The sequence below is a fragment of the Gilliamella sp. B3464 genome (assembly GCF_026536145.1).
GTDB lineage: Bacteria > Pseudomonadota > Gammaproteobacteria > Enterobacterales > Orbaceae > Gilliamella.
The window spans coordinates 17715-30628 of sequence record NZ_JAFNOQ010000007.1; the positions used below are offsets into that span (position 1 = coordinate 17715).

Annotated in this window: 13 protein-coding genes, 2 tRNA genes and 1 other RNA gene; 12 read left to right on the plus strand and 4 right to left on the minus strand. The window is 35.4% G+C overall.

Going from position 1 to position 12914, the window contains the following annotated elements; all coding sequences use genetic code 11:
- Nucleotides 1-266: 266 nt before the first annotated feature.
- Together J3U57_RS08800 and J3U57_RS08805 are read right to left on the minus strand one after the other, a co-directional pair.
- Nucleotides 267-881, minus strand: a complete 615-nt coding sequence (locus J3U57_RS08800; RefSeq protein WP_267344454.1) for a hypothetical protein — start codon at nucleotides 879-881, stop codon at nucleotides 267-269.
- Nucleotides 882-909: 28 nt separating this feature from the next.
- On the minus strand, nucleotides 910-2070 hold the full coding sequence (locus J3U57_RS08805) for a bifunctional tRNA (adenosine(37)-C2)-methyltransferase TrmG/ribosomal RNA large subunit methyltransferase RlmN (protein ID WP_323849461.1): 1161 nt from the start codon (nucleotides 2068-2070) through the stop codon (nucleotides 910-912).
- 122 nt (nucleotides 2071-2192) lie between these two features.
- Between J3U57_RS08805 and J3U57_RS08810 the strand changes: the two genes are divergently transcribed.
- Nucleotides 2193-2945 carry a M15 family metallopeptidase gene (locus tag J3U57_RS08810; protein ID WP_267344456.1) on the plus strand — a complete coding sequence of 251 codons (753 nt, stop codon included), beginning with the start codon at nucleotides 2193-2195 and terminating at the stop codon, nucleotides 2943-2945.
- 7 nt (nucleotides 2946-2952) lie between these two features.
- On the opposite strand, the gene J3U57_RS08815 is transcribed toward J3U57_RS08810, so the two are convergent.
- Nucleotides 2953-4248 (minus strand): ATP-binding protein, encoded by a 1296-nt coding sequence (locus tag J3U57_RS08815; protein WP_065633801.1) that lies wholly within the window; start codon nucleotides 4246-4248, stop codon nucleotides 2953-2955.
- A 19-nt stretch (nucleotides 4249-4267) separates the two neighbouring features.
- Nucleotides 4268-4948, minus strand: coding sequence for a response regulator transcription factor (locus J3U57_RS08820; protein WP_065633815.1), 681 nt, complete (start codon nucleotides 4946-4948; stop codon nucleotides 4268-4270).
- 393 nt (nucleotides 4949-5341) lie between these two features.
- Between J3U57_RS08820 and J3U57_RS08825 the strand changes: the two genes are divergently transcribed.
- The 11 genes from J3U57_RS08825 to J3U57_RS08875 all read left to right on the plus strand — a co-directional run bounded on the left by J3U57_RS08825 (nucleotide 5342) and on the right by J3U57_RS08875 (nucleotide 12909).
- Complete coding sequence (locus J3U57_RS08825; RefSeq protein ID WP_267334039.1) at nucleotides 5342-6637, plus strand: serine dehydratase subunit alpha family protein; 1296 nt, start codon at nucleotides 5342-5344, stop codon at nucleotides 6635-6637.
- A 123-nt stretch (nucleotides 6638-6760) separates the two neighbouring features.
- Nucleotides 6761-6836, plus strand: a tRNA-His gene (locus J3U57_RS08830).
- Between the two features lie 22 nt (nucleotides 6837-6858).
- Nucleotides 6859-6935: transfer RNA gene (locus tag J3U57_RS08835), tRNA-Pro, on the plus strand.
- A gap of 41 nt (nucleotides 6936-6976) precedes the next feature.
- A non-coding RNA gene (locus tag J3U57_RS08840) (RtT sRNA) lies at nucleotides 6977-7101 on the plus strand.
- A gap of 176 nt (nucleotides 7102-7277) precedes the next feature.
- Nucleotides 7278-8000 carry a GntR family transcriptional regulator gene (locus tag J3U57_RS08845; protein WP_267344458.1) on the plus strand — a complete coding sequence of 241 codons (723 nt, stop codon included), beginning with the start codon at nucleotides 7278-7280 and terminating at the stop codon, nucleotides 7998-8000.
- Nucleotides 7997-8680, plus strand: a complete 684-nt coding sequence (locus J3U57_RS08850) for a GntR family transcriptional regulator (RefSeq protein ID WP_267334037.1) — start codon at nucleotides 7997-7999, stop codon at nucleotides 8678-8680. The genes J3U57_RS08845 and J3U57_RS08850 overlap by 4 nt, the downstream gene beginning before the upstream one ends.
- An 11-nt stretch (nucleotides 8681-8691) precedes the next feature.
- A complete protein-coding gene (locus J3U57_RS08855) occupies nucleotides 8692-9159 on the plus strand; it encodes a PTS sugar transporter subunit IIB (RefSeq protein WP_267344460.1) in 468 nt (155 codons plus the stop codon).
- A gap of 17 nt (nucleotides 9160-9176) precedes the next feature.
- Nucleotides 9177-10013 carry a PTS mannose/fructose/sorbose/N-acetylgalactosamine transporter subunit IIC gene (locus J3U57_RS08860; protein WP_267334036.1) on the plus strand — a complete coding sequence of 279 codons (837 nt, stop codon included), beginning with the start codon at nucleotides 9177-9179 and terminating at the stop codon, nucleotides 10011-10013.
- Nucleotides 9994-10815 carry a PTS system mannose/fructose/sorbose family transporter subunit IID gene (locus J3U57_RS08865; RefSeq protein WP_065633795.1) on the plus strand — a complete coding sequence of 274 codons (822 nt, stop codon included), beginning with the start codon at nucleotides 9994-9996 and terminating at the stop codon, nucleotides 10813-10815. The genes J3U57_RS08860 and J3U57_RS08865 overlap by 20 nt, the downstream gene beginning before the upstream one ends.
- Nucleotides 10816-10828: 13 nt before the next feature.
- Nucleotides 10829-11914: an SIS domain-containing protein gene (locus J3U57_RS08870; RefSeq protein ID WP_267344461.1), complete on the plus strand. Its 1086-nt coding sequence runs from the start codon at nucleotides 10829-10831 to the stop codon at nucleotides 11912-11914.
- The gene (locus J3U57_RS08875; protein ID WP_267334034.1) at nucleotides 11911-12909 is read left to right on the plus strand and encodes an SIS domain-containing protein; all 999 of its coding nucleotides are present in this window, start codon (nucleotides 11911-11913) and stop codon (nucleotides 12907-12909) included. The genes J3U57_RS08870 and J3U57_RS08875 overlap by 4 nt, the downstream gene beginning before the upstream one ends.
- The last annotated feature ends 5 nt before the right edge of the window (nucleotides 12910-12914 follow it).

Below are 12914 nucleotides of genomic sequence, written 5' to 3' on the forward strand. Positions count from 1 at the left end.
ATTGAAGCTAACAGGTAATGTTCCTTTAGCTTCAATTATACAACCTTTCCTAAATTCAAAACTTTTTGGCGTAGCCACGTAAATTATCAGAAAATTACCCAATAGCAGTGGTAAATAAATTAACCGTTGTGATTTTTTCTCATAGTTATATTACGTAAAGTAAACCATCACCCAAAATGGTTTACTAACATAATTTAATTAAACTTACGCAACAAGCCTAGGGTGTAAACTTCCGCTTTGTACAAGCACGATATCGTTATCAATATTTATTTTTTCGCAACAGAAAATAGATAATTAGCCACCTTAGTATCACCATTTTTTTGGTATAATTGAGCCGTTTTAATGACACTTTCTTGTCGAGATGCATCATAATTAAAAAGCTGCTTAAACATTAAATCAGCAGTTTTCTGATCACCGTTTTGAATTGCACAATAACCATACTGTTCATACGCATCGGCTTTCCAACGGTGGCGATCTAAATCAATACTTTGTTGAAATTGTTGTTTGGCTTCTTGATAACGATTTCTACCACATAAAAAAGAGCCATAATGGACATGATACAGTCCATTACCGGGTTGCATTAAGGTGATACGTTTGTAAATCATTTCAGCTTCATTATATTCACCAACATGCTGATCAAACATTGCCATTGCTAGCATAACTTGAGGGTTATTAGGTGAATATTGTGCAGCCAATTTCAAGTTATAATGTGCAGCTTTGATATTTTCTGGGGACTCATCAGCCTTAGCCAAATAAGCTAAACCTAATCGCGTTCTAGATAATGCGGCAGCTTCGGGATCAAATTCTTCATGTCCTTTAACTTGGCAACCTGTTAAAGCAATCATGGATAAACAGCTGAAGATGACTAACCATATTTTCATTAACTTTTCCCTTTTCCGTTGTCTATTTTTATGCGGTTTGCTGAACCAAGTTTTGCTTTTTATATAGTGTTCTTTTAGTCCTGTCGACAACTTCACCGGCTAACTGACCACATGCTGCATCTATATCATCGCCGCGGGTTTTACGTACAATAACCGTAAATCCATAACCCATTAATGTTTTCATAAAACGGTCTATACGTGTATTTGAGCAACGAGAGTAAGGAGCACCAGGGAACGGATTCCATGGAATTAAATTAATTTTACTTGGTACATTTTTTAAGAATTGAGCTAACTCATGAGCATGTTCTACGCCGTCATTAATCTGATTTAGTAACACATACTCAATTGTTACCTTGCCATGATTGGCATTTGAAGTAGATAAATAACGTAAAATTGAATCGCGTAACATCGCCATATTATACTTTTGGTTAATTGGCATAATTTCACTACGTATCGCATCATTTGGAGCATGAAGTGAAATCGCTAACGCAACATCAATCATTCCTGCCAACTTATCTAAAGCAGGAACAACACCAGAAGTTGAAAGCGTAACACGTCTTTTTGATAAACCGTAACCAAAATCATCTAACATGATTTCCATTGCCGGTGCAACGTTAGATAAGTTGAGTAAAGGTTCCCCCATTCCCATCATAACAACATTCGTAATAGGCCTATCAGCTAATTTTCCTGTCACACCAATGGCATTTGATGCACGCCAAACTTGGCCGATTATTTCAGAAACGGTTAAATTACGATTAAAACCTTGCTGAGCGGTTGAACAGAATTTACATTCCAAAGCACATCCTACTTGTGAGGACACACACAAAGTTGCGCGATCGCGCTCAGGAATATACACCGACTCAATCATCTGATTATTGCCAACATCCAATGCCCATTTAATAGTACCATCAGATGAGCGCTGTTCCATCGCTATTATTGGGGCTTTAATTTCGGCTAACGTTTTTAATTGTTCACGTAATTTTTTATTAATGTCAGTCATTTGATCAAAGTCATCTATTCCAAAATGATAGATCCACTTCATCACTTGATCTGCTCTAAAAGGTTTTTCACCTAATGATATAAAAAACTCTCTCAATTGCTGGCGGGTAAAATTGAGTAGATTAATTTTTTCATTGGTTGCTGGAGTAGTTTGTGTTATTTTTGCTGCATCTGCACAATTTACAGACATGTTCGGTGTTGATGATGTTAACATAAGGCCTCGTTTTTACACATTATGGCTATTTAAATTTTTAGGGAAAGGATTATACTGGTTTTCACCTTATCTGGCTAATAAATATTAGTGATATATAAATGAAAATGAATTCAACAATTTTAAAAAAAACGTTAACGATTACTCATACAATAACTTTACTTTTATGTTCAACATTCGCTATGGCACAACCAATTCCATTAGATAAATTAACAGGTCAATTTGACGAAAAGAAAGATAACAATTTTATTGCGTTAGATTCAACAATTTTGCCTGTTAATAAAAAAGGCATGTATCTGCAAAAAGAACCTGCCGAGCAGTTAATTAAAGCTTATAACGACTTTAAAAAGTCTTATCCAGATATACCGTTTATAGTTGTGAGCGCAACTCGTAATTACACGTATCAAAATGGCATCTGGCAACGTAAATGGGATGACTTGTTACCAAAACTTCATGAACCACAAAAAATTGCTGAGCAAATTTTAAAACTATCATCTATGCCAGGTACCTCAAGACATCATTGGGGAACAGATATTGACATTACCAGTGTTTCATCAAGTTATTTTAGAAATGATAAAAAAGGCATCATACTTTACCAATGGCTACAAAAAAATTTACCTAAGTATGGTTTTTGCCAGCCATTCAATGAAGGTCGTAAAGGAGGATATTTGCCAGAAGAGTGGCACTGGTCATACAAACCTATTTCCAGCCAATATATCGCGCAATATAAAGCTATATTAGACAGTGAGCCTGATAAAATTATACAAAGGCTCAATTTTACTGGTCACGACAAAATTACACTTGAAAGTTTAGTCAAACAATATGTATTAACGGTTAATTCTGAGTGTTATTAATAATACATTAGTGGTTTCGCCAATAAGGAAGTTTGATAGTGACCACTAATCCCCCACCATCACGATTATTTGCTTGAATCGTACCGTTATGCATAATGACGGTCTTTCTTGCAATTGCCAGACCTAAACCATAACCTTTGCCTAATTGCGCTGACTGGATACGAACAAACGGTTCAAAAATACTCGATAATTTATTTGAATCAACACCTGGACCACGGTCTTTGACTTCAATTTGCAAATATTTACCCACTTCTTTTAACGACACTTCGACAGCTTGCCCAGCTTTAGAAAAACGAATTGCATTACGAATAATATTTTCAACTGCTCGGCGAATTTGTTCCGAATTACCTTTAATAATAGAATGCGTTATGGATGCTAAATTAAAATGTACATCAATTAATTGATGATTGGCTTCATAATTAGCATCACTAATCACCACACTAATTAAATCTTTTAAATCAAAATATTCATCAGTACGATTATTCATTTCAGCGCGTGAATAATTTAAAATTTCACCAATTAACTGATCTAATCGTTCCGACTCTAATTCAATTCTCGCTAAAGCAGTATCAATATTTTGTTTATTTTGTTGGGCAAGCCCAATGGCTAACTGTAAACGCGCAAGCGGTGTACGCAACTCATGTGACACATCATGTAAAAGTGCTTGACGATCTGAAATTAAAATATTTAATTGTTCAACCATCATATCAAAATCTTTACCCAATTCACTGAGCTCATCACGTCTAGGCTTTAATTTTTTAAATAACCTGACAGAAAGATCACCTTGTGATACACGAAAAAAGCCTTGTCGTAATAACCGCATTGGCCTAGTTAAGTTCCATGCTAAAAATAGACTAAAAGCTAAACCAACAAATCCCCCCATTAACATAATTGGCAACGGCATACTAAAAAATACCTTTTTGCTACGATCATCTTTATCTTCTTTGAACGAAACAGCATATAAAGTACCATCAGGCGCAATAGCTGTTCGTTGATAAATATAAGTTGGTGACTCTAATTCATCAGTCAATATATTAACTTGATCATTTTGAGGGGAAATTAATTTTATTGATAACAACGCCCGTTCACGTTCAGGTAAATGCGCAATAAAATTAAGTGTTTCATCTTCACCCGCAACATGTAACAATTGCGCAATCATATCGACCTTGGTCGGCATATGATTAAGAAAACGTTGATTTCTATTTTCTACATAAAAGGAGAAAGCTATCCAGGTTAACTGAAAGGTAAGATAAAAAATCACACAAAATATAATCAGTATTTTCCAAAATAATCGACGATTCATACCAAAGCCTATTCTATCGTTAACGGATACGGTAACCTACTGCTCGAATGGTTTCAATTGTCACATCGTTTTGTGCTACTTGAGACAGTTTTTGACGAATATTACTAATATGGACATCCACGCTACGATCATAAAGCTCTCTAGCTCGACCTAATCCTATTTCAGATAGCTCTTCTTTAGTCACAACCCGTTCACTATGTTTGACTAATAAAACTAATAAATTGAATTCAGTTGATGTCAAATCAATAACTTGTCCATTCCAAGTACAAAGTCGCTGCGGTAAATCAAGCGTTAAACCATTAAAATGGTATTTTTTGTCATCGACCATTTCAACTGAACGTTCATCAAACCGACGTAAAACCGCTCGCAACCTAGCTAATAATTCTCGTGGATAACAAGGTTTAGGAATATAATCATCAGCACCAAGCTCTAAGCCTAACACCCGATCAATATTATCGCCTTTAGCTGTTAACATAATAACGGGCATATTACATTGCTGACGTATGCTTTTTAATACATCAATACCATTAATATCAGGTAGCATGACATCTAAAATTGCGGCACGATACTTACCCGATAATGCTTCATCAATACCATCTTTACCCAAATAAACACTTTTAATATTAAAACCTTCATTGGTCAAATATTCACTTAGCATTTGTGATAATTCAATATCATCATCAATTAATAAAATATTTATCATAATCGCCATCATTATCTAAATTTTAGGTCTTTACATTATTGCAATAATTAAAAAAAAGTCAGGTAGTTTTACTAAAATATTACATATTTTGAACTATTCCTGATTATTTAATTTACTAACCAACCATATAAAAAATTTAAGATAAATATTATCTCTTATTATATTTTTTGAAAGAATTTGAATAGTATTTATCAGTTAAATTACTTACCATATTATTTAAGTCAAAATTGTCAGATTGGTTATTAATATCAAACAGCAAATAACTAAGTCTTATACTGTTTACGCTGCAATCACATCGTTCAATTTTCAATAAATATTAAATAAAATAGTATGCTATCAAGAAGGTAACATTTCACCATCAACATTACCATTAAAATATGGAGATAAATAATGAAACAACAAGTAATGTGGCAAGAGTTAATTAAATTGGTGAAACACGAAGTATTACCCGCACTCGGTTGTACTGAACCGATATCATTAGCATTTGCCGCTGCAGTTGCGGCTCAATATCTAAACAAAAATAATATTGAAAAAATTGATGCTTATGTTTCACCTAACTTAATGAAGAACGGTATGGGCGTGACTGTGCCTGGCACTGGTATGGTTGGATTACCTATTGCTGCAGCAATTGGCGCAATAGGTGGCGATGCAAATGCAGAACTTGAAGTATTAAAAAATATTACAACAGAGCAAATCACCTTAGCTAAAAAAATGTTAGTGGATAACAAAGTGAATGTGAAAATAGCCAACAATAATCAAGCTATCTACTGTGAAGTCAATATTTATACTCAACACGATCATGTTAAAGTATGCATCGAAAATTCACATACCAATGTTATTTTGATTGAAAAAAACAGTAGCGTTATTTTTAAACAAAATAACATTACTGCAAATCAATTAAACAATAACGATATCATCAAACAGGTATCAGTCAGATTAATTTATGACTTTGCAACCTATGCAAATTTTGAAGATATTCAATTCATTTTACACTCTGCCGAATTAAATTGCGCCCTATCTCAAGAAGGATTAAAGCATGCTTATGGATTAAGTATTGCCTCAACATTACATGAACAAACCCAAACAGGATTATTAGCTGATGATTTGCTTTCAAAGGTCATTATTCGCACAACCGCTGCATCTGATGCTCGTATGGGGGGCGCAACGTTACCAGCCATGAGCAATTCAGGTTCAGGTAATCAAGGGATCACTGCCACCATGCCGGTTGTGGTGGTAGCAGACTATTTAGATGCAACACCTGAACAATTAGCTCGAGCATTAATATTATCCCATACTATTGCCATTTATATTCATAGCAAGTTTCCGCCTTTATCGGCTCTTTGTGCAGCATCAACAGCCGCTATGGGCGCAGCAGCGGGTATGGCATGGTTACTTGGTCAAGGCAGATATGAACCTGTCGATATGGCAATTTGTAATATGATTGGCGACTTATCAGGCATCATTTGTGATGGCGCTTCAAATAGCTGTGCAATGAAAGTTTCAACATCTGTTTCATCAGCGTTTAAAGCTGTACTGATGGCTTTAAACCATATTCGGGTCACAGGAAACGAAGGTATAGTCTGTGATAGTGTTGAAAATTCAATCAACAACTTAGGGGCTATCGCTAGTAATAGCATGAAAGCAACTGATACTCAGATTATTGATATCATGTCACATAAGGCTTAAACTACGTTTTAGTGCTAAAAGATTAAACTTTTAGCGCTTTTAATATAACCAATTGGTATATTTTTTAAAAAATATGCTGGACAATGTTGTTTTTTATGCGTAATATTTCGTCCTGCTTCAATGGTGGCTATAGCTCAGTTGGTAGAGCCCTGGATTGTGATTCCAGTTGTCGTGGGTTCGAATCCCATTAGCCACCCCATTTTATGAAGCAAAAAATCTAACGGCGAGTAGCGCAGCTTGGTAGCGCAACTGGTTTGGGACCAGTGGGTCGGAGGTTCGAATCCTCTCTCGCCGACCAATTTTAAATAAAAAAGCCTGCTCATTGAGTGGGCTTTTTTATTATCCACTTTAGCTTAAAGGATGAGAACCGACGGAGGTTCGAGCCGAGCATCGCGAGACAACGTTGCCAAAGCAACGGCCCAACGGGCGAGCATAAAATGCGAGTCATCCTCTCTTCCCCCGCTCTATTTTTTATTATCTTACTGATTTAATGTTACTAACAATAAATATTGTGATCACAACAACAATTTTGGTACTTAAGATTGACAAGATATATTTTTTTAATTAATTTTTAACCAATAAAAATGGATTTAAGATATATCTTTTAGATATTACGATCCAAAAAGGAAGGGGATGACTATTGGAATATCGTGATATTGCGGTCAAAACAGCTGTTGAAGAGCAAATTAAAGCCAATCCAGCCATAATTAAGGATAAATTCACAGAACGTGGGCTTGCCGAATATTTTGGCGTCAGTCGAACAACGGTTAGAAAAGCGTTAAATGATTTGGCCATGGAAGGCTATGTTTTTTTTGATAAAAAAAATACGCAATATCCAACAATCTTTGAAATCAATATGTTAAAAATGTCTTCATTTAGTGAAGAAATAGATAAAGAAAATCCTAAACAAATTAAAATCAAAGTTCTTTCCAACCAAATTATCAAGATTCCTTCAGAATTGACAAAATTCTTTAATTTTAATCACCAATTACTCAAAATAATTAGGCAACGCGTATTAGGTGAAATGCCTTTATCTTACGAGATCTGTTATTTACCCTTCGAAAAATTCAGAGGTTTAGAAACACAAAATTTGAGCAATGTGTCGCTTTATCAATATTTAAAAGATCATTACCAGCTCATCCCGAGTCATGGTCGGGAAGAAATTACCTACGAAACCGCAACTAAAGAATGTGCCAAGTATTTAGGTATCAAAGAACAAACACCAATCTATAAAGTTTCAAGTTATAACTACGATAATAACTTTGAGCCTTTTGAACACACTGAGCAATATTTAATAGGTAACCGATTTAAATATCACTTATCGGCTAAAAATATCTTCAATTATAGCGAGACAGATAAATGAAGTTATTTGAAAAAATTGCAGTTCAATTAGGCGAGCTAATAGATACAGGTAGGTATGGTGTTGGTGCCGCATTACCGCCAGAAGGCCAGCTACAACAAAACTACGGCGTAAGTAGAACAACTATTCGTAAAGCAATAGATCGATTAGTTGAAAAAAATCAAGTTGTAAGAAAGAAAGGGGTGGGTTTATTTGTCGCACCTAAACTTTCAACGCAAAATATTCTAGAAATGACGGGCATCATCAAACCCTATGATTATCAAAATGATAAAAAAGTGATTAAAGAGTCTTATTTAAGACAAGCAGGAAGCTACTACAGTCAATTATTAAAAATAAAATCGTCCGAGCTTATTTATTATATCAGCTTTCTTGAAGTGGCAAAAAACAGTGTCGTAAAAGCTATATTTTTGTTACCTCTTAACTATTTTCCTGATTTTCAACTTTCCATCATAAAAGTGTTATCGGCGCTGGAAATTGTCAATTCGAGTAAAAAGAAAGTTGATAAATTAGAACAAGATTTACAATTAATTGTTGCCAATGCTGAACTTGCCAAACAGCTAGGTATCAAAATTAATAACCCATTATTTAAAATTTCTAACCACTATTTTGATATTAACAGTGAACCAATAGCCATTGAATATAAATTTGCTACTAATACTAAATATGTTGTCGATTTCACCTAGGAGGAAAATTAATGATTAAATTATTACGTGTTGATCATCGTTTATTACATGGTCAAGTTGTTGTTTCATGGTTCGATAGCGTTGGGGCCAATACTATTTTGGTCGCTAATGATACGGTGGCAAATGACGAACTACGCAAATCAGCTATTCGATTAGCTAAACCTGAACATGGCAAATTAGTCATGAAATCCATTGATGACAGCATTGAGGCAATTAATTCGGGTGTCACTGATAAATATCAAATGCTGATTGTTGTTGAATCGGTTGCCGATGCTGAAAAGCTAATTAGAGGCACTCAAGGAAAAATAACCAGCCTCAATTTGGGTGGCACAAAACCACGCGAAGGCACGAAGAGCTACTCTAAAACGATCAATCTAACTGAACAAGAAGCAGATTTATTAACTGCATTAACACAAGATGGCATTGATATTTACATTCAACAAGTTCCGAGTGAAGCAAAGCAAAAATTTGAAAAATAATTTAGAGGATACAACACATGAGTATCGAATTAACAGCACTTCTATTAGCTTTAATTGCGATGTTAGCAAATGCTGAATACTTTTTAGGATCATCAATGTTATCTCGCCCACTTGTCACCTGTACTTTAGCAGGTTTAGTTATGGGGGATATCACTCAAGGCATTATCATTGGTGCAACCTTAGAGTTAGCTTTTGTTGGATCGTTTTCTATTGGGGGGTCGATTCCACCCGAAATAATTTCAGGCAGTGTTTTAGGTACCGCATTTGCTATTGGTGCAGGCAAAAGTACCGAAATTGCTTTAACATTAGGTATTCCAATTGCGTCACTGGTGTTATTAGTCAAAAACCTCTGCTTCCTTTTTATTCTTCCTTATTTTGTTCACAAAGCAGACAAATATGCCAGTGAAGGCAATGGTAAAGGGATGGATAGAATGAATATCTTAGGTGGATTTTTCTCAATCAATCTTCCAATTGGGTTAGTTGTCGGATTTTCCTATTTATTTGGTAGTGCCGCTGTTAACAACTTATTAGAGATGATACCTAAATTTATCATTGATGGTTTAGGTATTGCCACAGGGCTACTACCAGCTTTTGGTTTTGCAATGTTAATGAAAATTATGATCAAAAAAACCAATACTACCTTCTTTGTTCTTGGCTTTGCATTAGCGGTATACATGAAAGTACCTGTTACCGGCGTGGCTATTTTTGGCGCTTGTCTTGCCTTAATTTTGACCGGTTATTCTGCATTTAATGGCAAAAAAGGCGCAATAGACGAAGGTAATCAACAGCTCAATACCAATACGGGTAATGCATTAGCATCACAGGAGATCGATTATGAAAATGAAGAATTCTAAATTAGTAACCAATAAAGAATTAAACAGAACCTTTTGGCGCTCGTTTACCGCTGAATGGTCATGGAACTATGAACGACAAATGAATTTAGGCTATGCCTATGCTATGCGTCCGGCTTTGGATAAAATCTACAGCAATAACAAAGTAGAATTAACCGATGCCTATCAACGACACCTTGAATTTTATAATATCACACCATGGTTAATCACTTTTCCATTGGGTATTTGCATTGCCATGGAAGAGCAACACGCTACAGACAGTGAGTTTGATAAAAACTCAATCAATGACGTTAAAATTGCCCTAATGGGACCATTAAGTGGTTTAGGTGACTCATTTTTTTGGGGAACACTACGTGTCATCGCAACAGGCATTGGTACCTCGTTAGCGTTGCAAGGCAATATTTTAGGCCCACTTTTATTTTTACTAATCTTTAATGTCCCGGCAATTTTGGCGCGGTATTTTGGCTTACTCATAGGCTATAACATCGGCACTTCATTTATCGACAAAGTTCAAAAAACAGGTTTGATGGATAAATTATCCTATGGCGCTTCGGTATTAGGGCTTTGTGTGGTCGGGGCGATGGTTGCCACCATGGTTACCTTAAATATGCCATTAAAAATTGGTTCAGGTTCAGACGCGGCATCACTGCAAGATATATTTGATGGAATTGTGCCACAAATATTACCGTTACTTTTTACGCTGTTTATTTTTGTACTTGTTAAAAAAGAAGTGAAAGCACATTGGATTCTATTATTAATTGCGGCAATAGGTATTTTTGGTGCCTGGAGCGGTTTGTTAGGTTAATGAGAGGAAAACAATGAAAAGTATCGCAGATTATGTGGCTTTAGAACCTGAGTATTATCAACATATACTCGATAATTACCAAACGTTATTTGCCAATATTATCGATTTAAGCCAGATCAAACAACTTAACGCAATTGTTATTTTTGCAACAGGTTCAAGCGCTAATGCGGCCTATAGCGCTCGCCCTTTTATGAGTAAAATATTAAACGTGCCAGTTTATATAGAAGATCCTTCTATTGCGGCTAATTATTCATATTACAATGATCCCAACAATTTATATTTTGCTATTTCGCAAGGCGGTGAAAGCTACTCAACGATTCATTTAGTTAAACAATTTGTTGAGAATAATCAAACTATATACAGTTTAACCAGCAATCCAAGCAGTCCATTGTATAAAGTGAGTAATCATATTTTATCAATGGGAATGCCAATTGAAGAGATGCCTTATGTCAGTGCAGGTTATAGTGTAACCATACTCGACTTGATGTTAATCGCTTTAGCTATTAGTCAAAAACTAGCGCGTATTAACGCTCAACAATTTGAAAGTTATTTCACACAAATACAAAAAATAACCCAACTATTGCCTCAAGCCATTTTGCAGTCACAAGCTTGGGTTGCGAAACATCAAGATCAATTCAATCAAACTAACCGTGTGATTTTTATCGGTTATGGCGCAACATACGGCATTGCACGCGAAGGTGAAACTAAATTCACTGAAACCGTCCGCAATACAGCATTTGGCAAAGAATTAGAAGAGTATATGCATGGCCCTTATCTTGGCTTGCATCGCGATGATTATATCGTTTTTATTGAGCCACAAGGTCGACTCATGGACAGAGCTGAGTTGTTAAAACAGTTTTTAAAACAATATGTGCAAAACATTGCAACTATTTATGCACATGATACCAAAACACCGAAAACAGCCGATTTGTGCTTAAATATTGACTGTGATGAACTTTTATCATCACTGTTTATGACTATCCCAATTCACTTACTCAGTTATCAAGTGTCGCAATTAAAAGGTCACAATCTAGAAAAATCAACATATCCAGAATTTGATGAAATCACTAAATCTAAAATAAAGAGGGTTACAGTATGAGAAAATATGACGAACAAAAAGAACTCGACAGCATGAATGGTGCATTAGCGTTACGTCCACAAATTAATGAGTTTATTGATAAAATTCATAAACGTGGTTACAGCAATGTTTGTTGGTTAGGTATTGGTGGCACTTATGCATCATCAATGCAAGCAGTTGTCCATATGAAAGAAAAAACAGCCATTGAAACTTTTGTTCAACATGCGGCTGAATATCTAGTAACAGGAAACAAACGTATCACTAAAGACACATTGATCATTATTTCATCTGTCACAGGTACCACACAAGAAGTCGTTGCAGCTATTGAGAAAATTCAAAAAGAAGTGGGTTCAACCGTATTCGCTTTCATGGATAAAGCTGATACGCCATTAGGGAAAATGGCACACCATGTTATTACTTACCCAATGAATGAACAATTAAAATTCTTTATGACAGCAGATCGTTTAATGTATTTAGCCGGTGAGTTCCCTGATTATGATGAGTTTTATCAACAAATGGATCAACACTTTGCTAAAAATATTGTTGCTGTTGCTAAAAAAGCCGATAAATTTGGTCAAGAAGTTGCTGAAAAACACCATAACGATACAATGCACTATTTTGTTGGTGCGGGCAATCAATGGGGAGCAACGTATTCTCATGCTATGTGTTATTGGGAAGAGCAACATTGGTTACGTTCAAAATCCATTGAGTCAGCTGAATTTTTTCATGGTACATTAGAAGTGATCGATCGTGATACGGCAGTTACTGTTTATGTTGGTGAAGATACACAGCGTCCATTAAGTGAACGTGTCGCTAAATTCTTACCACAAATTTGTGGAAATTACACCATTATTGATACCAAAGATTATGAATTACCGGGTATCGCTGAAAAATATCGTGGACACTTATCACCGTTTGTTTTTCGTACTATCAATAATCGAATTGATGCTTATGTCGAACACTTAAATCGTCATCCAATGTCAATTCGTCGTTATTATCGTTGCTTAGATTACTAAGGAGA

Excerpts from the sequence above, each read along its gene's own strand:
- J3U57_RS08855 (WP_267344460.1), top strand. The coding sequence starts at position 8,692 with ATGATTAAATTATTACGTGTTGATCATCGTTTATTACATGGTCAAGTT.
- J3U57_RS08875 (WP_267334034.1), top strand. The coding sequence starts at position 11,911 with ATGAGAAAATATGACGAACAAAAAGAACTCGACAGCATGAATGGTGCA.
- J3U57_RS08870 (WP_267344461.1), top strand. The coding sequence starts at position 10,829 with ATGAAAAGTATCGCAGATTATGTGGCTTTAGAACCTGAGTATTATCAA.
- J3U57_RS08805 (WP_323849461.1), bottom strand. The coding sequence starts at position 2,070 with ATGTCTGTAAATTGTGCAGATGCAGCAAAAATAACACAAACTACTCCA.
- J3U57_RS08850 (WP_267334037.1), top strand. The coding sequence starts at position 7,997 with ATGAAGTTATTTGAAAAAATTGCAGTTCAATTAGGCGAGCTAATAGAT.
- J3U57_RS08815 (WP_065633801.1), bottom strand. The coding sequence starts at position 4,248 with ATGAATCGTCGATTATTTTGGAAAATACTGATTATATTTTGTGTGATT.
- J3U57_RS08865 (WP_065633795.1), top strand. The coding sequence starts at position 9,994 with ATGAAAATGAAGAATTCTAAATTAGTAACCAATAAAGAATTAAACAGA.
- J3U57_RS08860 (WP_267334036.1), top strand. The coding sequence starts at position 9,177 with ATGAGTATCGAATTAACAGCACTTCTATTAGCTTTAATTGCGATGTTA.
- J3U57_RS08825 (WP_267334039.1), top strand. The coding sequence starts at position 5,342 with ATGAAACAACAAGTAATGTGGCAAGAGTTAATTAAATTGGTGAAACAC.
- J3U57_RS08800 (WP_267344454.1), bottom strand. The coding sequence starts at position 881 with ATGAAAATATGGTTAGTCATCTTCAGCTGTTTATCCATGATTGCTTTA.
- J3U57_RS08810 (WP_267344456.1), top strand. The coding sequence starts at position 2,193 with ATGAAAATGAATTCAACAATTTTAAAAAAAACGTTAACGATTACTCAT.